The 20,925-nt window shown below is 52.1% G+C and carries 18 protein-coding genes and 3 pseudogenes; 10 read left to right on the top strand and 11 right to left on the bottom strand.

Annotation, left to right across the window (positions count from 1 at the left end; all coding sequences use genetic code 11):
- Positions 1-392: 392 nt before the first annotated feature.
- Together IGR76_14595 and IGR76_14590 are read right to left on the bottom strand one after the other, a co-directional pair.
- A complete protein-coding gene (locus IGR76_14595) occupies positions 393-911 on the bottom strand; it encodes an adenylyltransferase/cytidyltransferase family protein (protein MBF2079704.1) in 519 nt (172 codons plus the stop codon).
- Between the two features lie 12 nt (positions 912-923).
- A complete protein-coding gene (locus tag IGR76_14590; protein ID MBF2079703.1) occupies positions 924-1,601 on the bottom strand; it encodes a response regulator transcription factor in 678 nt (225 codons plus the stop codon).
- A gap of 496 nt (positions 1,602-2,097) precedes the next feature.
- Between IGR76_14590 and IGR76_14585 the strand changes: the two genes are divergently transcribed.
- Positions 2,098-3,531 (top strand): NADP-dependent isocitrate dehydrogenase, encoded by a 1,434-nt coding sequence (locus IGR76_14585; protein ID MBF2079702.1) that lies wholly within the window; start codon positions 2,098-2,100, stop codon positions 3,529-3,531.
- A 144-nt stretch (positions 3,532-3,675) separates the two neighbouring features.
- On the opposite strand, the gene IGR76_14580 is transcribed toward IGR76_14585, so the two are convergent.
- Positions 3,676-4,947 carry a glucosyl-3-phosphoglycerate synthase gene (locus IGR76_14580; protein MBF2079701.1) on the bottom strand — a complete coding sequence of 424 codons (1,272 nt, stop codon included), beginning with the start codon at positions 4,945-4,947 and terminating at the stop codon, positions 3,676-3,678.
- Positions 4,948-5,525: 578 nt separating this feature from the next.
- Between IGR76_14580 and IGR76_14575 the strand changes: the two genes are divergently transcribed.
- Positions 5,526-7,268 carry an alpha-amylase gene (locus IGR76_14575; protein MBF2079700.1) on the top strand — a complete coding sequence of 581 codons (1,743 nt, stop codon included), beginning with the start codon at positions 5,526-5,528 and terminating at the stop codon, positions 7,266-7,268.
- A 65-nt stretch (positions 7,269-7,333) separates the two neighbouring features.
- A complete protein-coding gene (locus IGR76_14570) occupies positions 7,334-8,143 on the top strand; it encodes an HAD-IIB family hydrolase (protein ID MBF2079699.1) in 810 nt (269 codons plus the stop codon).
- A 468-nt stretch (positions 8,144-8,611) separates the two neighbouring features.
- On the opposite strand, the gene IGR76_14565 is transcribed toward IGR76_14570, so the two are convergent.
- Both IGR76_14565 and IGR76_14560 read right to left on the bottom strand, forming a co-directional pair.
- Positions 8,612-8,836 carry a DUF2811 domain-containing protein gene (locus tag IGR76_14565; protein MBF2079698.1) on the bottom strand — a complete coding sequence of 75 codons (225 nt, stop codon included), beginning with the start codon at positions 8,834-8,836 and terminating at the stop codon, positions 8,612-8,614.
- An 862-nt stretch (positions 8,837-9,698) separates the two neighbouring features.
- Positions 9,699-9,833, bottom strand: a pseudogene (locus tag IGR76_14560) (transposase).
- Positions 9,834-10,055: 222 nt separating this feature from the next.
- On the opposite strand from IGR76_14560, the gene IGR76_14555 reads away from it, so the two are divergent.
- A complete protein-coding gene (locus tag IGR76_14555) occupies positions 10,056-10,292 on the top strand; it encodes an acetyltransferase (protein ID MBF2079697.1) in 237 nt (78 codons plus the stop codon).
- A 241-nt stretch (positions 10,293-10,533) separates the two neighbouring features.
- Here the strand turns inward: IGR76_14555 and petG are convergent, their stop codons facing one another.
- On the bottom strand, positions 10,534-10,647 hold the full coding sequence (gene petG / locus IGR76_14550; protein ID MBF2079696.1) for a cytochrome b6-f complex subunit PetG: 114 nt from the start codon (positions 10,645-10,647) through the stop codon (positions 10,534-10,536).
- Positions 10,648-11,104: 457 nt separating this feature from the next.
- On the opposite strand from petG, the gene IGR76_14545 reads away from it, so the two are divergent.
- Positions 11,105-11,416 (top strand): cytochrome c, encoded by a 312-nt coding sequence (locus tag IGR76_14545; GenBank protein ID MBF2079695.1) that lies wholly within the window; start codon positions 11,105-11,107, stop codon positions 11,414-11,416.
- Between the two features lie 129 nt (positions 11,417-11,545).
- Positions 11,546-12,430, top strand: coding sequence for a slipin family protein (locus IGR76_14540; protein MBF2079694.1), 885 nt, complete (start codon positions 11,546-11,548; stop codon positions 12,428-12,430).
- 17 nt (positions 12,431-12,447) lie between these two features.
- Here the strand turns inward: IGR76_14540 and IGR76_14535 are convergent.
- Positions 12,448-13,102, bottom strand: a pseudogene (locus IGR76_14535) (restriction endonuclease subunit R).
- 88 nt (positions 13,103-13,190) lie between these two features.
- A complete protein-coding gene (locus IGR76_14530) occupies positions 13,191-14,150 on the bottom strand; it encodes a stage II sporulation protein M (protein ID MBF2079693.1) in 960 nt (319 codons plus the stop codon).
- A 1,137-nt stretch (positions 14,151-15,287) separates the two neighbouring features.
- Between IGR76_14530 and IGR76_14525 the strand changes: the two genes are divergently transcribed.
- Entirely contained in the window at positions 15,288-16,082 is a 795-nt protein-coding gene (locus IGR76_14525) for an RDD family protein (protein ID MBF2079692.1), read from the top strand.
- Between the two features lie 58 nt (positions 16,083-16,140).
- Positions 16,141-16,981 (top strand): annotated as a pseudogene (locus IGR76_14520) (Tab2/Atab2 family RNA-binding protein).
- On the opposite strand, the gene IGR76_14515 reads toward IGR76_14520, so the two are convergent.
- Positions 16,975-17,298, bottom strand: a complete 324-nt coding sequence (locus IGR76_14515) for a hypothetical protein (protein MBF2079691.1) — start codon at positions 17,296-17,298, stop codon at positions 16,975-16,977. The pseudogene IGR76_14520 and the gene IGR76_14515 sit on opposite strands and share 7 nt — an antisense overlap.
- 489 nt (positions 17,299-17,787) lie before the next feature.
- Here IGR76_14515 and IGR76_14510 point away from each other — a divergent pair, with 489 nt between their 5' ends.
- Positions 17,788-19,083, top strand: a complete 1,296-nt coding sequence (locus IGR76_14510) for an adenylosuccinate lyase (GenBank protein MBF2079690.1) — start codon at positions 17,788-17,790, stop codon at positions 19,081-19,083.
- 50 nt (positions 19,084-19,133) lie between these two features.
- On the opposite strand, the gene IGR76_14505 is transcribed toward IGR76_14510, so the two are convergent.
- Both IGR76_14505 and IGR76_14500 read right to left on the bottom strand, forming a co-directional pair.
- On the bottom strand, positions 19,134-19,385 hold the full coding sequence (locus IGR76_14505) for a hypothetical protein (protein ID MBF2079689.1): 252 nt from the start codon (positions 19,383-19,385) through the stop codon (positions 19,134-19,136).
- Complete coding sequence (locus IGR76_14500; GenBank protein ID MBF2079688.1) at positions 19,382-19,624, bottom strand: hypothetical protein; 243 nt, start codon at positions 19,622-19,624, stop codon at positions 19,382-19,384. The genes IGR76_14505 and IGR76_14500 overlap by 4 nt, the downstream gene beginning before the upstream one ends.
- Positions 19,625-19,903: 279 nt before the next feature.
- On the opposite strand from IGR76_14500, the gene IGR76_14495 reads away from it, so the two are divergent.
- Positions 19,904-20,878, top strand: coding sequence for a DUF3747 domain-containing protein (locus IGR76_14495; protein MBF2079687.1), 975 nt, complete (start codon positions 19,904-19,906; stop codon positions 20,876-20,878).
- The last annotated feature ends 47 nt before the right edge of the window (positions 20,879-20,925 follow it).

The following is a 20,925-nucleotide window of genomic DNA, read 5'->3' as shown; positions in this document are numbered from 1 at the left end:
TTCGACAGAGATTCGGCCTTAAGCCGTTCGCGCAAGGCGTCTACCGATTCGGGTGGGGAAAAGGTAGGAGCGGAGGTAGGTTCAGAGCCAGAAAAACTCATGTCAAACGACGATCCTCTTCTAACAAAATGCTCTCGGTGACCGTTTCTAAAGCGGCGATCGCCTCCCCTAATCCCTCACAGGATTTGGAAGGAAGATATCTCGACCGATGGTGATCATGGTGATCCACAATTCTCTACTTTAACGGTTGAATGCGCTGTTCTGAGCGTTCAATCCCGAAACAAATGAGTATTTATAGCCATTACCACGAAGCATAAATCGGCTTTATCAGCTCAAACTACGCTCTGGTAGAGGATTACTGCGTATGTCCTGTCTGGCAACCCGTGATCCAGCTATACATGCTCACTCGGCGTCGCGGCGGCGGAAACCGATAGGATGCGCTGGACGATTTTGCTGGTGGAACTGGGAACCTCAATGGTGACTAGCTCGATCCGGCCTCCGTAGGCGTGGACGGCTGGGGCTTCTGGCAGGGTTTCAATTTGGTAGTCGCCCCCTTTGGCATAAATATCGGGTTGGAGCGCTTCAATCAATCCGTTTGCCGTCGGGTCAGAAAAGAGAACCACCGCACTCACCGATTTAAGGGCAGCCAACACCTCTGCCCGCTCTAGCTCTGGCACAATCGGGCGCGGCGGCAGTCCCGCTGGTTGGGGCTTGATGGTCTGTACCGAGGCATCGCTGTTGAGACCAATCACGAGCGATCGCCCCAATTGCCGAGCCGCCGCAAGATAGCGCACATGACCCGCATGGAGCAGATCAAAACAGCCATTCGTAAATACCAGGGGTCGCCACTGGTCGGGATTCTGGGCGATCGCATCCTGTAAATCCGCTAGGGAATAAAGCCCCGCAACCATCGTTGAAAATCCTCAGGTTTCGTCCTCTGCCATTGTCTCTTGTTTTGGCGGACGGTAGCCTTGCTCGAAGGCGTAGCGAACGAGTTGGGATCGATTTTCCAACTGCAATTTACTCAGAATATTGCTGAGATGGGTCTGCACCGTGCGCGGACTGACAAAGAGCTGATCCCCAATTTGCTTATTGGTGAGTCCTTGAATCGCTTGCCAGAAGACTTTTTCTTCGGCAGGTGTTAACGGCAGAGGCGCAGGGGATGGGGATGCCGAGGTATTGGTGATTCCCCCATTTTTTTGGAGCAATCGCACAATTTCGGCATGGATGCGATGTGTCCGTTCAAGCTGTGCTTCAATTTTCGCCAGCAGTTCACGGGGCTCAAAGGGCTTGACTAGATAATCATCTGCGCCCATTTGATGCCCCAGAATTCGATCTTCGGTTTCGCTGCGGCTCGACAAAAAGATAAAGGGTAGGAGTTGCCCTGTACTGAGCGATCGCAACCGTCGGCAAAACTCCATCCCATCCATTTCCGGCATCATCACATCCGACACAACCAGGTCGGGCGGATCCTGTTCATAGGCATGCAATCCCTCTTGACCAGAACTCGCTTGCTGCACGGTGTAGCCCCGATTTTCGAGATAGCGGGTCAGTGCTGTTCGCAGCGTTATGTCATCATCTACAATCAAAATCTTTTTCATCGGTAAGCCTCAGACGCGATCGCCATAGAAACCTCCGCCAAGTAGTGCATTCTTTATAACTAATGCTAAGAGATGATCAGCAGTACCTTGGCATGGATACTAAATTTGCCGATGATAATAAGCAATAAACCAGCGATAGACGCCATTTTCGGGAATCTATACTTCACCACCATAGGTTGAAATTTCGTATGAATCCGGAAAAGCAGTATTTTCTCTTGCTTGGGGACAACTATGCTCAAATCCTATAGCGTGTTGATGCTCTGGGACGATGGCGTGCTAATTCTGAATGGGAAACCCTATTCTATTCATTGCCTCATGGCGAATTAGATTACTGGCACCTTATCGAACTCTAGACCTATGAAGACTGCTCACACACCTCTGAAATTCATTTTAAAAAGAAAGATTTATTGCACCATAGCTTCAATAAATCTGCTTCAATGGGGGCTTTAGTTCGTCTACGAACATATCTTGGTAAGCCATAGGAAATAGTGTGACTATGTATCAGAAAATTAGTCCCCCCCCCACCGGATCGCGCATCACCTTCAGCAACGGAGAACCCGTCGTTCCTAACGATCCAATCATTCCCTTCATTCGGGGTGATGGGACGGGGGTTGATATTTGGCCTGCTGCCCAGCGTGTGTTTGATGCAGCCGTCCAAAAAGCCTATGGGGGCGATCGCCAAATTCAGTGGTTCAAAGTCTACGCTGGCGATGAAGCATGCGAGGTTTATGGCACCTATCAATACCTGCCTGACGATACGCTAACGGCCATTCAAGAATACGGCGTTGCGATTAAGGGGCCATTAACAACCCCCATCGGCGGAGGCATCCGGTCGTTAAACGTAGCGTTGCGGCAAATCTTCGATCTTTACGCCTGTATTCGTCCTTGCAAGTACTACGACGGCACACCGTCACCCCATAAAAGTCCAGAAAAGCTTGATGTCATCATTTATCGAGAAAACACCGAAGATATTTATCTCGGGATTGAATGGAAGCAGGGGAGCGAAATCGGCGATCGCCTCATCAAAATCTTGAACGAAGATCTGATCCCCGCTACACCAGAACACGGCAAAAAGCGGATTCCCCTCGATTCCGGCATCGGCATTAAGCCGATCAGTAAAACTGGATCTCAACGTCTCGTGCGTCGCGCTATTAAGCATGCGTTGCGGTTGCCCAAGAACAAGCAAATGGTGACGCTGGTTCACAAGGGCAACATTATGAAGTACACCGAAGGGGCGTTTCGAGACTGGGGCTATGAACTGGCAACCTCCGAATTCCGCGCCGAGTGCATCACCGAACGGGAATCCTGGATTCTCAGCAACAAGGAGAAAAATCCAGACCTCAGCATTGAAGACAACGCCCGTCAAATTGAACCCGGGTATGACGCCCTGACGGCTGAGAAGAAAGAGCAAGTTTGCAACGAGGTCAAGGCCGTTCTGGACGCCATCTGGGAAACCCACGGCAACGGCCAGTGGAAAGCCAAAGTTATGGTCAATGATCGCATTGCTGACAGCATTTTCCAGCAGATCCAGACCCGACCCGACGAATACTCGATTCTGGCAACCATGAACCTGAATGGGGATTACCTATCCGACGCGGCTGCCGCTGTTGTCGGCGGTTTAGGCATGGGGCCAGGGGCGAATATTGGTGACTCCTGCGCGATTTTTGAAGCCACCCACGGCACAGCTCCCAAGCACGCAGGACTAGACCGGATTAACCCCGGCTCGGTGATTTTATCAGGCGTAATGATGTTGGAATATATGGGCTGGCAAGAAGCGGCTGACCTGATCAAGGAAGGTCTGGGTAAAGCCATTGCCCATCGAGAAGTCACCTACGACCTTGCCCGCATGATGGAACCTCCGGTAGAACCCCCTCTACGCTGTTCTGAATTTGCGACCGCGATCATCAAACAGTTTGGCGGCGAGGCGTAGATTCGTGACGGTCGGGAGCAGATCAGATAAAGCTCTGATGTTCCGCTACAGATCTCTTAGCGATCCCCCCTAGCCCCCTCCACAAGAGGGGAACAGTAAGCAAGCTGAAAGTCCCCCTTTTTAAGGGGGATACAGGGGGATCGGTTAGGATGCGATCGCCGTATCGCCATGCAACAGGGTTGAAACGATTGGCTCTACGGACTTAGCGCGTGCCTCTGCCGCATCCAGCAAGGCCGCATCCGTCAACTGTTCTCGTAAATCTTCCACTACCGCCAATGCCCTTGTCCAGTCCGGGATCTGAGCGCTGAGCGGGTCTGCAAAAAAGTGTTCGCCTGCGTTGGCAATCACATCTTCAAACACTTCAATAGTGACTTCCTCGATGTGGCGATCGTAGTGCAGGTTATTAAAGACCGCGTCCACAAAGTACTGGCGCGTGAAATCTTGAGCTTCGCGACGGAACTTCACCCGCAACGCGTGGATATGATCCCGCGAAATCACCACCTGTTCCGTTTCCGTCAGTGTCCGCAGCACGGAACACAAAATGTCTCGGCACATCTTTTGGAGACCGCGATCGGGCGAGGTGCCAATGGATTGGTGCTTGTGATCGAATACGCCCAAATCCACCTGGGAAATGCGCTTGGGCGAAAGGTTGCGATATACCTCCGCTAGGAGACCCACTTCTAGACCCCAGTTTCCGGGAATTCGGGTCGTCAGCGCCAGATCTCGCGTCAGGGCAAACTCCCCAGACAGGGGGTAGCGAAATGAATTGAGATAGCGCAGATAGTCGCGATCGCCAAACAGTTCCGTGAGTGCCGTCAGCAGTGGCGTTACAAAGAGGCGACAGGCGCGCCCGTTCATGGTGCGGGGATGATCGGCACTGAGACGGGCATAGTACGCCTTGTTAAAGGCAATCCCAAACTCTCGCTCCACTAGGGGAAATAGGAGTTTCAGCGGATAGGCGCGATCGTAGGTGATGATATCGGCATCGTGGAGGGCGATCGCCTCTGCCCGTAGGGAAGCCACTCCTAATCCTAGCCAAACGGCCATCCCCTTGCCTTTGAACCCCGTTAAATCGAGGCCGCGATCGCGCAAATCATGAAGAATGCTAGTAATGCGCGGCCCGTTCTCCCAAATCACGTAGGTATTTTGGGGTAAGCAATCAAAGAACTGAACGGCTCGAATGTATTGTTCCTCTGTTTGGGCATATAGGCAGACAATCACCGTTTGAACAAATTCGCACTCACAAAGCTGGTCGCGAATACGGGAGAGTGCCGGACGCTCCAGTTCTTCGTATAAGGCTGGAATCAAAACAGCAGTCGGACACTCTGCACACATATCCGTCAGCCGACGTTCCAGAAACTCCAAGTCACAACCAAAATCGTGAATCGTAGTGATTCGTTCTTGTTTGTAATCCATTTGAATGTTTGACCCTGGGTTCACACCAATCATTAAAGAACTATAAAGCGAAGTGCTGTTGGAACTGATACCAAAACGGATCAGAAATTGCGTTGGCTGGGCATCCCGTAACGATCGTTACTGAGCATCGATCTGAATGTGCCTAATATCAACGAAACATAAGGAGGAGCGCGTCACCCTGAGGGCTTTTCGCCTTTCAATACTTGCAACTTTTTTGTGGCGTCCTCTAAACAGTAGTGTGCAACGTGCCACCTAATGAACGGGAACTGATGCAGGGCTGGTTGTGGGGTTGCACAGGTTGAGCAAGGATCTCGTTTCTTGTGACCGCGATGGCATAAACGATGCCCATATATTTGTCCACTGTTGCTCAGAGATTAGCGAATGTCCGTAATTCAGTAAATGCCTCTATGAAGACTTCAGATTAGGTCGCTCTGTTTAAAGCTGGCATTGAGGTTCGCGCCGAGTCTCCTGCGGAATTCAGGGAAATCAAGAAACATGATTAGACCTTCTAATTCCACCACAGCTAGGGGCACATGATTGTATCAACCACACCTAAATTGGAAACCGACGATTGTTTTATGGATTTTACAAAGCGAGTTCAGCCCCTATTGGAGCGGGTCTACGGTAAGGACATCGCGAATTCCCTTACCTCTGAGATTTTTACGTTAGTTCAAAATCAGTTTGCGCCCTCTATTGATGAAGACCTCAATAAGTGGAGCCAGAATAATGTGCTGCTGATTACCTATGGCGACAGTGTGGTTGATGTCGGCGAATCGCCTCTTGTGACCCTCGATCGCTTTCTTGCCGAACATTTGCAGGGAATTGTCACGGGCGTTCATATCCTGCCCTTTTTTCCCTACAGCTCAGACGATGGCTTTTCAGTGATTGACTATTGCGCGGTGAATCCTGAGCTGGGCACCTGGGAGGACATTCAGCACATTGCCAGTCAGTTTAACCTCATGGTGGATTTGGTCATTAACCATATTTCTAGCCAGAGCGAGTGGTTTCAGCAGTTTAAAGAGGGGCGATCGCCCGGACGAGACTATTTCATTACTGCTAATCCCCATGAAGACCTGTCCCAAGTGGTGCGCCCGCGCAGTACGCCCGTGCTGACTAAAGTGGAAACCGTAGAGGGCGATCGCTACGTTTGGACGACCTTTAGCGCCGATCAGGTCGATCTCAACTTCAGCAATCCCGACATGCTGCTGGAATGTATCAAGATCATCCTGTTCTACGTCAAAATGGGCGCACGCTACATTCGCCTCGATGCCGTGGGCTTTTTGTGGAAAGAAATCGGCACCCCCTGCATCCATCTGCCTGAAACCCACGCGCTCATCCGCGTCATGCGGGAAATCTTGCAAATGATTGATCCCAGCATTGCCCTGATTACCGAAACCAACGTACCCAACCGCGAAAACCTCAGCTACTTTGGCAACCGCAACGAGGCACACATGATTTACAACTTCAGCCTACCCCCGCTGCTGCTGAATGCGCTGTTGCAAGGGCGATCGGATCACCTGAAAACCTGGATGATGAGTATGCCCCCGGCTCCGGTCGGCTGTGCGTACTTTAACTTCACGGCCTCCCACGACGGGATCGGGATGCGTCCGGCAGAGGGATTGCTCGATCAGGCGGAATACGATGCCCTGCTGGAAACCATGCAGAAGTTTGGCGGGCGCATCAGTATGCGGAGTCGTCCGGATGGCAGCCAAAGCCCCTACGAGGTCAATATCTCCCTGTTCGATGCGCTGAAGGGAACCGTGAAGGGGGAGGATGAATGGCAAATTGAGCGCTTCGTTTGCTCCCAGACGGTCATGATGTCGCTGGAGGGAATTCCGGCTTTCTACATCCACAGCCTTTTAGCCACCCCCAACGACTACGAAGGAGTTGCAAGAACGGGCCACAATCGATCCATCAATCGCCACAAGTGGGATTACAAAGAACTGCAAGCTAAGCTGAGCGATCCCCAATCGCCCCAATCGAGAGTACTAGCCGAACTCAGCCGTTTGATCAAAATCCGGCGACGACAGGCGGCCTTTCATCCCAATGCGACTCAGTTCACATTGCACCCGATCAATCCAGCTATCTTTGCCTTTTGGCGGCAGAGTATGGCGCGGGATCAAAGCATTTTCTCGCTGCATAATTTGAGCGATCGCCCTCAAACATTGAGTCTCTCAAATCTAAATCTGATCATTACCGATCCCTGGTGTGATCTCATCAGCGGTCAGTTGATTAACGATATTTACGATGAAGTCACTTTGACCCCCTACCAATCCATTTGGCTTACCAACAAATTTGAACCCTCGGACATCAACCCGTAAGGTAAAGGGGATGGGACAACCTGTCCCCTTTCCTCATTGAATAACGCTGAGTGTGAGGAGTAATTGTGTATTTAATTTTTACTGACCTGGACGGAACCCTACTCAACGGGGAAGATTATCACTATGATGAGGCGATCCCCGTCTTGACAGCGCTCCGGCAGCAGCAGATTCCCGTGATTCCAGTGACGAGCAAAACCCGCAGCGAGGTGGAAGTGCTGCGCCAGACGATCGCCCCAAACGATCCATTTATTGTGGAAAACGGCAGTGCGGTGTTTGTGGCTCCCGCCGATGAACGGTTTGCGATCGCCCCTACGAAAACCCTGGGCAACTTTCAACTGATGCAGTTGGGCTGTACCTACACCGAAGCCCGCACCGGACTCTGCCAGCTCTCTGAAGCGTTGGGTCATGATCTGCAAGGCTTTGGCGATTTATCCCGTAAGGAGATTATGCAACTCACAGGGTTATCCGCTGAGGAGGCCGATCGCGCCAAAGCTCGCGAGTTTACGGAACCTTTTCTCACCCTTAAAACGATTCCACCCGAAGAGGTCGAAGCGGCTGCAAACACCCTAGGCTTTCAAGTGGTGGTGGGCGATCGCTTCTCCCATCTCATCGGCACACAGGCCGGGAAAGGCAAGGCGGTGCAGCAGATCGTGCAAGCTTTCCAATCCGCCCACCCGGATACCCCCATTACCACCCTTGGCCTGGGCAATAGCCCCAACGATCGTGCCATGCTGGAAGCAGTTGACGTTCCCGTGATTATTCCTGGACGCACAGGCCCCCACCCCGGCCTCACCATGTATGACTGGAAGGTTGCCCCCTTTCCAGGTGCTAAAGGCTGGGCAAGCATTGTCCAAGCCTTGCTAGAACTGGATTAGTACCAGTTTTGAGTTTTGAGTTATCAATTTTGAGTTGCAAATGCGTTGCACCATCAGGGATTTCAGCTTTCTATCTGTAGCTGAAATTTTTGAAATTGATGTAATGCCCTACATTACCCGCTACAAAAAGCAGCCAAACCGAACGGTTGGCTGCCTAGATTAGATTAATGATGAACGACTTGCGATGCTTTCTTCAACCATTGAGGAATAGTGTCGGAAACCATTGCGGAGCAATTGCCCAGTGGGTCAGAACGGGTATAGGCGATCGCCACACCACACCACCGACGTTTTCTGCCACCTTGATTCGTCGCGCGACTCTCGATCCTGGAGATTGAGCTTGAACTGTAGTGTTGGTTCTAACGTTGGTCTAACCCAGAGAACCGTAAAAATAGAACAACTCCAGTGAGGCATCGCTCAAGCCTGTTGGACACGAAAAGCGTCGGCACTGAACCCAACATCCAGCGCTATCTAAACCGCATTCTTAAATAGCGTATCCAGATACACCCGAGCGGCACGACGGTAGCTGCGGGAAGACTCCGGCGTTTCACTATTGCCGTTTTGTAACAGAAATAAGGACAGCGCTGCACTGAATACGCGGTCTTGATCCCATTGGGGATGGTGATCCAAATAGTTTTGGAGAGAAAAGTGCAAATCTTCGGGAATTTCAGCCAGGATGCTGACGGTTACGTTCATAGAAACCTCAATTTAGAAGAGAATGTACACAAAACGGACTCAAGAACTTTGGGGGTGAGCAGGCTGGCTGGCGTCGCTACAGTCCACACAATCCATACGCACAAAAGCCGCGCCTCTAAGACCATCCATAGGTTTCCACAAGCTGGGTAAACTGGGGAAAATTGAGATGTCGTCTAGAGCGCTTTCTTGAAGGTAGGCATATTCTGCTCAAGGATAGGGGGTGTTGTCAACGGCATCACGGCTTCGGTTTGTTTTCAGATTGAAAGCACCCTAACGAAGGAATCAGGGTTTCAAGGCTTTTTTGTTTACACAAGTTTACAAAAACCAGGGGTTTTATGAGAAGACCTCATCCTATAGCTGAAATCCCCAAGAATTCCCCAGCCCCTGATGATGTCGTACGAAGCTGTGGAAAACTGATTTTGACCTGTGGAAAACTGAAAAACAACCTGTGGAAAAACTGTGGAATGTGTGGGGAAAAAATAGGCCGAAAAATAAGAATTGCAAAAGTTGTCTGGAATCTCACAAAGTCAGGGAATCTTCGCAGGTGGATCCTGCATTTTTGCGCCATTTTAAGGATAAGGATCCTTAAATCGCAGAGGTACGCATTATGATGACAGGCGCAATGCTGGTTCTAATGATCTCCCTATTCGGCGGTGCGTTTTGGTGGCGATCGCACCGTTTCCATTTCCCGAAGTCCTAGCTCTCAGAAATGCGATGTTTTGTCTGCTTCACATCAGCCTTCAGTATTTCCCGACAAACATCGCATTTCTAGAACCCTTCACGCATCCAGCCTCAACGCCCGTACCTCCGGCAACCCCGAAACCTGCCGCTCCGCCCAAAACGCCTGACACACCTCATCCCCAAACAGCGATCGCACCCCATCCACCCTCGGCAACGTTCCCGATCGCATCCCCACATATTCCCGATACCTCGAAAACTCCCAATCCTCGGGCAGACTCACTAATCCCGCCTTGACTGGATTCAGAGGAATATATTGACCCGGATTCAGCATAGAAAAGGGAACGGATAAATCATCATCTAGAATTCCCACATCTCTGGTTCCACCCAAACCTCAAACCCAAGCCGCCATTTACAATACTTCGCTTAAATTTTGGAACATTGGCTGCCCAGCCCTAGGAACCTGATGTTTTTAGCATGACATCTGGTTCTACGACGAGCACTACTATCATTCGACCACCCTACGCGGAGGATAGAGGCCATGTTTTTAGAGCACAAACCGTCAGGCAACTTAGTTGAAATTCTGAATCTGGATAACCTAGCGGATCCCTGCATCGATAAGGTTATGGGACGATTCCACGCCGGAGAAGAACTTCAAGAGATCGAGCCATTTACCAAATCCCACCTCATGTTCCCGTCCGGTGAACCCTTGCCGCAATGCTGGCTAGATGCCCACTATCGAGAGCATCACTCGACCCATCAAGTGCAAATGGCTTAGCCTTCGGATTCCGTCCTAATGCGGTTAGGCCAAAGCCCAAACTGAATAGATTCAACAAATTGAACGCCTGGGTCAACCACCTGGGCGTTTTTACATCGACGTTCCACAACCCCAAAACCGCCGCACCACCAAAAAGAGCTTCCACCAAACGGCAGAAGCTCCACTTAATGATTTCTCTAAAACTAAAGGTCTCTAAAACTAACCCAATCACCGGAGCAGCCGGGTTACGAAGGGCGATCGCTTAGCCGCCCAACTGATCGCCACGACGATATTGCAAGTAAGCAGCCACAAACAAACCAGCCAGCGTTACCGGAATCAAGCCCAACACAATCCCACTTAGCAAAGGTTCTACCACAGTCAGTCTCCTTATCAATCAATACCAGCCTTGTCGCGGCTCTCTAAAAACTATACAACCGGGAGCCGTACCAATACCACGTCCCCTTGACGTATTTGCAGCTTTTCAGCGTTCGATGCCCCATGGGGCGATCGCATTGCCAGACCACGACATGTAATATTCCTTAGTCCTCTCTCATAATACAAACCACCCTTCTCTCAGAAACGACACAGCCCGTAAGGATCGCACACACACACTCCTTTGACCAGACGATCAGCCTTTTGGAGGCTGAATCCCCAATACAGGCACCTCGAAAGCAACATGAAGTTTTCAGGATCGTCACTGGAATTTTAAGCTATGTTTTAAATTGAAAAGCAGTTTGTAATTATTAGCTGTGACCCAGAACTTAGCCAACAACCTACCTGCGCCTGACATTACCAATGCTGTGATCGGCAAGGTGGCGCTTGCTGTGGTGGCGATGCTATTTGCGGCCTTGGTGGCTATTTTGATTGCATACCAGCTTTGGTATACCGACCCCTACGTGCAGAACGTGCTATCTCTGAACGGGGATGCCGTACGGGGACATGCCATTTTCCAGATGAACTGTTCTGGCTGCCACGGCATTTATGCAGATGGGCAGGTTGGCCCTAGTCTGCACCATGTGTCCGACCATCGATCGCGGATTAGCCTTATCCACCAAGTCACAAGCGGTTCCACCCCGCCAATGCCGCAGTTTCAGCCCAGCGAACAAGATATGGCGGATCTGCTGAAGTATTTAGAAAGTTTGTAAAGTTTTCCTCATCTCTAAGACCTAAAGACAGCCTGTAGAATTGCCGCGATCGCCCAGTCCCTTGTCTAGACTGGAATTACGAGTGAACCAACTCGGTTAACGTGCGCAATCGTCACAGGAGAAGCTGCTATGGGAACCGTTCTGGGTGTTGCAATGGCGATGCTGCTTCTTACAGGGCTATCTGGTCTAAAAGTAGATCGGGAATATCAGCGCGGCGTGATTTTTCGGTTAGGACGCTACAAAGGCACGATGGGGCCAGGGATATACTGGATTATTCCCGGTGTAGATCAGAAAGTGCAGGTAGACATCCGCACCAAAACCGTGGATATTACGCCCCAGGAAGCGGTCACCGCTGACAGCGTTACGATTCGGGTGAATGCGGTGCTGTACTATCGCATTCTTGACGCTAATCGCGCCATTAATAAAGTTGAAAATTACGAAATGGCGGTCTATCAGACGGCGATGACCACCCTCCGCAACGTGGTCGGGCAAGCCATCCTTGATGAAATTTTGCAAAACCGCGACGCCATTAATGACAAAGTACAGACGATCGTCGATGAGCTGACCGAACCTTGGGGCGTAGTCATTGAACATGTCGAAATGAAGGATGTGGAAATTCCGCTAGGCATGCAACGGGCAATGGCGAAAGAAGCGGAGGCCACCCGCGAGAAACGCGCACGCCTCATCAAAGCCGCTGCGGAATACGAAGCGTCGAAAATGTTGACCCAGGCCGCCCGAAATATTGCTGAAAATCCGGCAGCACTGGAACTACGTCGCTTGCAAATGCTGACGGAAATTGGCATAGAGAATAACACCACAACCCTGGTGATGCTGCCCTCAGACTTTATGCTAGTCGCCAAGCAAGCCACAGAATTCTTAGCGAAAGGAAGTGGCGTGAATGGTCAGCCCAGTGGGGCGATCGCCCCTGCTGAACCAGCCACCCAATCCCCCATCCCCTTTGAGCCAGAGTTGGTACGACAGCCCGATGAACCGTTACTGGATGCGTTGGATTGAACAGATAACTCTGCCCTTCACCCCTGGTCTTGGCTCACGGCTTGCCCTAGTTTTTTCAAAATGTTTAGCATGTCGTACAACTCATTGATGGGACTAAACATCGAGAAGACTCTAGAGGAGGTATACAAAGGTTCTGGAGCCTTTACCAGTTTCAGGAACACGAACTCACTTCCTGGCGTTACCATGCCAAAGATCGGACGCTCCTGAGTCGGCGTAGCCAGCATGTAGCTCAAGCTCAATGCCTGCGGAATTCCAGTACTTAAACCAATGCCAATACTTTTTGACTCGATCGCCAAAATCCAAAGCCGCTCAAACGACACCAAGACATCAATTTGTCCCCAAATCAGAGTATCGTCATCCTGCGTTGCAACCTCAATCGACACCTCTGCTCGCATTGGAAACGGAGGCTCGTAAAACCCTGCCAAGTCCAGTAATGGCGACAAAACCACCATCTTCACGGCGTTTTCCATCATGGGAGGAGATTGGCTCAAGTACAGAAAATTTGCTTTAACGCGATCGAGCTGCTGCTTTTCAATATCCGTAACCTCTGCTTGAGCCTCCATCCACTCCGGAAAAAACTGATAGGACGTAGTCAAATGCAGCCAAATGCAGCCTAAAATGCTTCTGTAAATCCGCTAGAGTGACGTTTCTAGCCTGAAGAGTTTGTACCATCTTGCCTCCGTTACAGTGTCACTTCTCAGTGTGCTAACAATCTCATTCAACTAAATTGATAAACGCATAGGCGATCGCCCCACTGGGATTACATTGTCGGAGACTTGCGGCTCAGGTATAGCAGCAACCCAATAAACAACCCGGTTCCTACGATGTACTTCAGGATACCGGGCACCACCGGACTGGGCGAGAAAAAGCCCTCAATCACTCCGGCGATCACGAGCATCGGCACAACACCGTAGACTAGTTGGGTGGCCTGCTGTCCGTACTGTTTTAGCGCATCGATGCGGCGCAACCGTCCTGGAAAGACCAGTGCCCGCGCAATCAAAAATCCCGCACCCGATGCCAGAAAAATCGCGGGTAACTCCAGCGAACCGTGGGGAAAGACAAACGCCCAAAAGGGAAACGCGAGGTTATTCTGACCCACCAATGCACCAATCGTGCCAATCATCATGCCGTTGAGCAACATGATATAGGTGGTTGCCAGTCCGCCTGTGATGCCCCCCGAAACCGCCGCAAAGGATACGCGGATGTTGTTAATCATGATGCTGCTGGAGGCAAACGGTTCAATGCCCACGATCGACCCCATCCATAACTCTTGGCGATCGCGCACCTGGGCGACTAATTCCGCAGGCACGACGAGGTTAATAAAGGTCGGATCAGCCCAAGCCAACCACCAACTGATCAGTCCGGCGATCGCAAATAGGGCGGTACCAAAGGCAATGTAAAGCCCCGACTGCTGCACCACGGCAGGAAACCCCCACAGGATAAAGTGTTTAACCTGCTGCCATTCTTGCCGGCGCGATCCCTGATAGACCTGGGCATAGCTGCGCGTGGTCAGTCCTTGCAATCGCTGTACCAGCACCTCCCCCACCTGATGGGTACGCGCCCGTGCCAAATCCGCTGATACCGAGCGATACAGACTCGCCAGAACCTCAATTTCATGGCCTTTTAACGAGGCAATCCCCCGTTTCTCAATCCGGGATAAAAGCTGATCGAGCTGTGTCCAATCCGGTTCACGACGGGCAATCCAGCGCTGGATATTCATAAAACGTTAGATTTTAAGTCAGATAAAGAGCCTAGCCGCGATCGCGAAGTTGAGCCAGCATAGAGGAGCATTGCACCTGCATAACACCAAGGGTGTTGTTCTCGTCTCTCAGGATTCTCTGTTATGAATGCCCCGATGCCAAACCCCGCTCCCCTCTCTAAAATGGCTCAGCCGCTCAGTATTGGCAATATCGTAAATGTGGGCATTCAACTCTATCGCAACAACGCAAAGTCCTACATCGACATTGCCCTGCGTGCCACACTGTGGATCTTAGCCCCTATCCTGGTGGGACTGGTGGGAAGCGTCATTCTCCTGGCTCTGCAAGCCAGTCCCGGCATCATCGTTGTACTGATTGTTGCATGTGTTGCGCTGCTGTTTTATGCCCTAGCCAACTACCTCGGTCAGTCCGCTTTGATTACGCGCATGGCGTTCACCACATTGTTGGATCAGCCAGAAACGTCAACTGAAGCGGGACGCCATACCACCCAGCGCAAGTGGCAGTTCTTCTGGCTTGGCATCCTGTTAGGACTGCTGACCTTCGGAATTCTGATGGGGCTGTTCATCGTGTTCGGAATTTTGATGGCGATCGCCGCCGGGGTTGCCGGAGTGGTGACGACCAGCGGCAGTGCCGTAGGAACAGGCATTGTGATCATCCTGACCATACTCCTCTACCTGGGCATGATCCTCATCTTTGCATGGCTGGGACTGCGGCTTTACCTGATCGCTGAAGCTCCCTTAGCAATCGAACCTGAAATGACCCCTGGCGGTGCGATCGGTCGGAGCTGGTCGCTAACCCAAGGGAGCTTCTGGCGGTTGTTTTGGGTGTGGTCGGTGCTGGCGCTGATCATGCTACCCGTACAGGTGATTCAGCAAGTCATCTCCGCAACCCTGCAAGGATTTCTTGCCATTGTGACCGATCCCCTTTCTAATGCCTTTGCAGCGTTGACTTTCTTTGTCGCCCTAGCCGTCGGTTTTGCCATTGGTATTTTAATCCTGCCGCTTTGGCAGTCGGTCAAGGCCACGCTGTACTACGATCTTCGCAGTCGGCGGGAAGGATTGGCGCTATCTGTCCCCAGCGAACCCATCGATACCGCTGGACAGCGCGATCGCCCCCCTACGATGAGTTCTACATCCCCCTTGCGCTGGCTGAAAACGATCGAAGTGGTCACGCCCGAACAGGTTGGACTCCAGTTTACGCTGGCGGGCATTGGCGAGCGCAGCTATGCGATGGCGATTGATGTGGCGATCTTGCTTGGCGTCTGGACGGCAGCAGCCACGCTGTACAGCATCTTTGCGATTCAACTGCTGAACGGGTTGTCCAACACCAACATCACCTATGGTCAGCTTCCCATTTGGTTAGGGGCGATCGCCCTTTTGGCAACGTTTATCCTGTTTAGCGGCTATTTCGTCTTTTTTGAGGTGACGTGGCAAGGCCAAACTCCCGGTAAGCGGGTGGCGAATATTCGCGTGATTCGGGATGATGGACGTCCAATTGGGTTGGCGCAGGCCGTATTGCGATCGCTCCTCCTGTCCTTTGATGGCATTCCCTTGTTTCTAGGCGTGATTTTTATTCTGTTTGAAAAGCGGGAGAAACGGCTGGGCGACATTGTGGCGGGAACGCTAGTTGTTCAGGAAGAGAAGCCGATCGCCAAGGCAAACGTGACCCTATCCGATCGCGCCAATACCCTCGCGCAAGACTTGCCCCAAAGCGCAAACCTATCCCTCCTGCTGCCCGATGATTTCGCGACAATTCGGGAATACTTGGAACGGCGATCGCGCATGGATCGGGATGCTCGCCGCGAGTTGAGTCTCAATCTGGCTCGCCAAATGCGATCGCGCATTGAGATGGAGTCGATCCCCACTGGCCTTACATCCGACGAGTTTTTGGAGGCTGTCTATATTGCGTATCAAAAGCAGTTTGGTGGCGTGTAGGCGATCGCCCGTCCCTTCTCCGGCAGAATAGAAAGGGCGCGTATGGAGAACAGCCGCAGTGGCTATTTGGCAAGTTGATTTTTATCGGCGTCCGCTGCAAGACTCTAGCGGCAAACCGTTGTGGGAACTGGTGGTGTGCGATCGCGATCGCTCTTTTGCAGCCAGTGCCTTTTGTCCCCAATCGGAGGCCGGATCGGAGTGGGTCACGGCACAATTTCGGGAATTTGTGTCCTCATCGGATGATCTACCGACCCACATTCAGGTGTTTCGTCCCCAAACCCTCCATATTCTCGAACGTGTTGGTAAAACCCTCAACATTGCTGTGGAACCAACGCGCAACACCCCCACCCTCAAAACCCTGCTTCGAAACCGCGCTAACGACTATCCCAAAATACACCAACGAACCCTACGATCCCCTCGCGTTGGACACACCACCCCCACTGCCCTTACCCAATGACCTTTGGGGTGAAGAGTGGCGATTTGCCGCGATCGCCGCTGGGGATTTTGACCTGATGTTTGGCGATCGCCCCATTCCCATCCGGGATACGCCAGAGGAACGCATGCCTCTAACCCAAGGGCTTGCCTCGACAACGCCCGTTCCGGGAGTCGTGATCTATGGAGGTCGCCAGTCTATGCGCCTTGCCCGCTGGTTCGCGGAGGTGCAGCCTGCGTTTCTGTCCTATATTCCAGGCGATCCCGATGGCCTCATTTTGGATGTGGGCTTAGTGGATCGGTGGGTGATTGCCACCTTTACCGATCCAGGGGCGATCGCCGCTGCCCAAACCTTCCAGCAACGACTCGCCCAATCCAACGGCCTGCATTGGCTTCTTGTACAGCCCGACGATTCCGGCATCACCTATAGCGGACTCTGGATGCTGCAAGCGGCGGATAACTACTGAAACGTCAGGCTAGACACAATGTCCTGAAAGTCTTGCCGCATCGGATCATTCGCGTCAAAGTAGCCCACACTGAATCGCAGCACATACTTGCCATCCGGCGTACTCACCACCACGTTGTCATGCTCGTACAGTCCTGTGGAGGAAAAGGCGATCGCCTCCTGCTCACCCACTTGTAACGGCTGCACATCCGGGCTGCTCAGTTCTGATTTCCAATCCGTCAACGGGCGCTGATCGGGATTTTCAAACACCTGAACGGTGATATTGGGGGGCAGTTCCGTGATTCCCTTCGAATATCGTCGTAATCCTGCTGCTGCCACAGCTCAACCCTTTTTTGAAGCGTTCCCGACTGATCAGAACTGTAATCAATGTAATTTTGCTCAGGCATGAAGTAGCGATCGGGATAGGAAAAGCTAAAGCCATAGGTATCGGCTACATAGGTGGTGGGTGCTTGCGGTTCCGGAGCCGATGCCTCCGGTTCGGGTACGGAACCGCTCGCTGTTGGTGTGGTCTCTGGGGTGGATTCTGGTTCTTAGATCGGTTCGGGTGTAGGCGGGGTTGGTTCGGGCGTTAATGAACGTTCGGGCGTGGCATCGGGCTTAGGGGTAAAGCCTGTGGCGATCACCATCAACACACCCATCACGATCATGCGTTTCATACAGTCTCAAGGTTGCGTGAAAGAACAGGAGTATGGTTTTAACCCCTCCTTATCCTTTGGATTCAGATGGATTGTGCAAGGTTCCGTAAAGAAACGTGAACCGGGACGCGATCGCGGTAAAATGTATCGGTTGTATTCCTGAATACGAGCCTTGATTGAACGTTATACCTTGCCCGAAATGGGCTATATCTGGACGGACGAATATAAGCTAAAGACGTGGCTAGACGTTGAAATTGCCGTCTGCGAAGCCCAGGCTGAACTGGGCCGCATTCCGACAGAGGCGGTTGACGAAATCAAGGCCAAGGCAACGTTTGATATCAATCGGGTGCTGGAGATTGAGAAAGAAGTCCGCCACGATGTGATTGCATTTCTGACGAACGTGAACGAATACGTAGGCGATGCTGGACGCTACATCCACCTCGGCATGACCAGTTCAGACATGCTGGACACCGCCCTTGCCCTTCAGTTGGTAGCCAGTCTCGACCTTTTGCTGAAACAAACGGAAGACCTGATTCAAGCCATCCGCTACCAAGCCCAGCAGCATCGTACCACCATCATGATTGGGCGATCGCACGGCATCCACGCGGAACCGATCACCTTTGGCTTTAAGCTGGCGGGTTGGCTAGCGGAAACAATGCGAAATCGCGATCGCCTCTGCCGAATGCGCACCGAGATTGCCGTGGGTCAAATCTCCGGTGCCGTTGGAACCTACGCCAATATTGATCCCAAGATCGAAGAAATCGCCTGTGCAAAGCTGGGCTTGCAACCGGACACCGCTTCAACTCAGGTGATCTCGCGCGATCGCCATGCGGACTTTATGAACACCCTGGCGCTAGTCGCGGCCTCCCTAGAACGGTTCTCGGTCGAAATTCGTAACCTTCAGCGCACCGATGTTTTGGAAGTGGAAGAATTCTTCTCCAAAGGTCAAAAGGGATCCTCTGCGATGCCCCACAAGCGCAATCCCATCCGGTCTGAGCGGATTACGGGCATGGCGCGACTGGTGCGCGGCTACGCAGTTGCGGCTCTTGAAAACGTCGCTCTTTGGCACGAGCGGGACATTTCCCACAGTTCCGTCGAGCGGGTTGCTTTCCCCGATGCCTGCATCCTCACCCACTTTATGCTGGTGGAAACCACGGATTTGGTGAAAAATCTGCTGGTCTACCCCGAAAATATGGCGCGCAACATGAACTGCTACGGTGGGGTGGTCTTTAGTCAACGGGTGATGCTCACCCTCGTTGAGAAAGGCATGAAGCGAGAAGACGCCTATCGCGTGGTGCAGTCCTGCGCCCATTCCGCCTGGAATACCGAGAGCGGCAACTTCCGGGCACTGATTGAAGAAAATCCAGAGGTGAAAGCACACCTTTCACCAGCGGAAGTGGAGGACTGCTTTGATCCCAACCACCATCTCCGCAATCTGGACGAAATCTATCAGCGGTTGAGCATTTAAGGTTCTAAATCTAGTGACTACCTGTGAGCAAGCCATGCGCTGTGCGGGTTTTAAGTAGGCTGGCGTTGGGGTAAAAGCGATCGCCCCAACGCGACAACTGCCACCAGCGCTTGCGCCCCCACCCACAACCAAAATCCCCCGTTCAAATCGGTGAGATAAAAATAACAAACCCCACCCTCATCGGCGTACAGCCCGTGGGTCTGCGTCCACAATGTACCGCTGACCCCGATCGCAAGACCTGCGATCGCCAAAAGTAGCGCCAACTTTGGCTTACTCACCCCCAGCAAAATGAATGCCGTCATATAAAACATGTTGGCAAACCATCCGGAGCTGAGGTGAGGCGCAACGATCGCGCAATGCCAAGCAGCAAAATGTGAATGCCTCTCCAAGCTTCAACGGTACCGGTCGGTTCCCCAAACAATCCGGATGGGGTATAGCCACCACCGCACAATTTTTCAAAGGTGAGCGCTGGAACCACCATCGCTATTCCAAACAGGAACAGGGACACAATTGCTAGAACCCGAGATGTTCGATTGTTCATAATCTATAATCCAATCAGGTTTAGGGAATAGCAAAGGCGAACAGGGTTCTAACCTGCGATCCCCGTTGAAGTTTTGGCGATCGCACATTAAACTTGATCCGTTTCGTAGGTATCGTGATCCCGTTACACGTTGAAATTTGCCCCTGTTCCTAGCGCCATCTGCCACCTTTTTAAATTCGATATACCCTAGGGGCAGGGCCTATGATCACCCTACAACCTGCACGTTCGGTTTTACGGATTCGATTTTGATCACAGTCTGCATTGAGGTGAGAGGACGCCATGCAAATTCAACATTCGCTCCAGTGGTTAAGTGCGACGCTGCTCGGTGCGGGTAGCATTCTGGGGCTTGCCCACGTTCCTCCGGCGACCGCCCAAGGCTTTGATCAAGCTGAAATTACAGATCCGAGTCGGATTATTCTGGTTGCCTCTCCCGCAGGCCAAGTTGGTCATCAGCTTCTCATCGTCGAGCAACTTAACGACGAACGCCCCTGTTGGTCAGAAAGCGGGGGTATCGTTCAGCCCTTACTGCTTGATTTTGATTTCTCTGGCATTTGTCGTCGCATTCTCGACAGCAACGGTTACTCCCTGCGGATGGGGAACGAAGATCTAGGGCTCGATTACGCTCTACGGGTGATTCCAGAAGGGGATCACCTCGCATTGGTGGCATCTTCCACGAAAGACTTTTTTGCCCCCTCCATGGAAGTGGGGAGAACATCTCCCGGTGAAACCTCTGGATTTGTTGCTATTTATCTCGCCCCAGGTTGGCGTCTTACCCGCCGATCCTTTGAAGGACAAACCCTTGGGCACTACTACATCACCAACGACATGGATGTTGACACCTATTCATCCACGGCGGTGTTGTCAGGAGATGTACTACTAGCCCCCTCTGGCTATACCTTCCCTAGCACGCCCAATCTACCTGCCACCCCAACCGTAACGCCTAACGATAGTTCTTCTATCATCCCGCCGACCCCCACGCCTGCTGTAGTTCCTACTATTACTGCGCCTTCGGTTTCTGCTCCAGCGCCAGCCACTCCCGTTCAGTCTGAGAGCCCTCTGCCAATCTTGGAAGCTGCTCCTGTAGTAGTTCCGCCCTCTGAACCTGCACCGCAAACAACCCTATCCCCGCTCCTAGTTCCTTCCCCACCGCCCATGTCAACGGATCGCGTACCGGAAGAAAATGCTTCTACCTCGAATGAAGCTTCTCCCTGGATCGAATTTGAGCGCCAGCCCTCTGAGGTGCAAACGTTTTAGCTTCTCCGTGAAAGCCCCGCACTCTGCCGAAGGCGAGTGTCGGGATG

The sequence above is a fragment of the Synechococcales cyanobacterium T60_A2020_003 genome (assembly GCA_015272205.1).
In the GTDB taxonomy this organism is placed as follows: Bacteria; Cyanobacteriota; Cyanobacteriia; order RECH01; family RECH01; genus JACYMB01.
Note: the sequence above shows the minus strand (reverse complement) of the source record. Positions and strands in the feature narration are given on the sequence as shown.

Coding starts and splice junctions, on each gene's coding strand:
- IGR76_14595 (MBF2079704.1), bottom strand. CDS start 911: ATGGTTGCGGGGCTTTATTCCCTAGCGGATTTACAGGATGCGATCGCC.
- IGR76_14590 (MBF2079703.1), bottom strand. CDS start 1,601: ATGAAAAAGATTTTGATTGTAGATGATGACATAACGCTGCGAACAGCA.
- IGR76_14585 (MBF2079702.1), top strand. CDS start 2,098: ATGTATCAGAAAATTAGTCCCCCCCCCACCGGATCGCGCATCACCTTC.
- IGR76_14580 (MBF2079701.1), bottom strand. CDS start 4,947: ATGGATTACAAACAAGAACGAATCACTACGATTCACGATTTTGGTTGT.
- IGR76_14575 (MBF2079700.1), top strand. CDS start 5,526: ATGGATTTTACAAAGCGAGTTCAGCCCCTATTGGAGCGGGTCTACGGT.
- IGR76_14565 (MBF2079698.1), bottom strand. CDS start 8,836: ATGAACGTAACCGTCAGCATCCTGGCTGAAATTCCCGAAGATTTGCAC.
- IGR76_14555 (MBF2079697.1), top strand. CDS start 10,056: ATGTTTTTAGAGCACAAACCGTCAGGCAACTTAGTTGAAATTCTGAAT.
- IGR76_14545 (MBF2079695.1), top strand. CDS start 11,105: ATGCTATTTGCGGCCTTGGTGGCTATTTTGATTGCATACCAGCTTTGG.
- IGR76_14540 (MBF2079694.1), top strand. CDS start 11,546: ATGGGAACCGTTCTGGGTGTTGCAATGGCGATGCTGCTTCTTACAGGG.
- IGR76_14530 (MBF2079693.1), bottom strand. CDS start 14,150: ATGAATATCCAGCGCTGGATTGCCCGTCGTGAACCGGATTGGACACAG.
- IGR76_14505 (MBF2079689.1), bottom strand. CDS start 19,385: ATGACGGCATTCATTTTGCTGGGGGTGAGTAAGCCAAAGTTGGCGCTA.
- IGR76_14500 (MBF2079688.1), bottom strand. CDS start 19,624: ATGAACAATCGAACATCTCGGGTTCTAGCAATTGTGTCCCTGTTCCTG.
- IGR76_14495 (MBF2079687.1), top strand. CDS start 19,904: ATGCAAATTCAACATTCGCTCCAGTGGTTAAGTGCGACGCTGCTCGGT.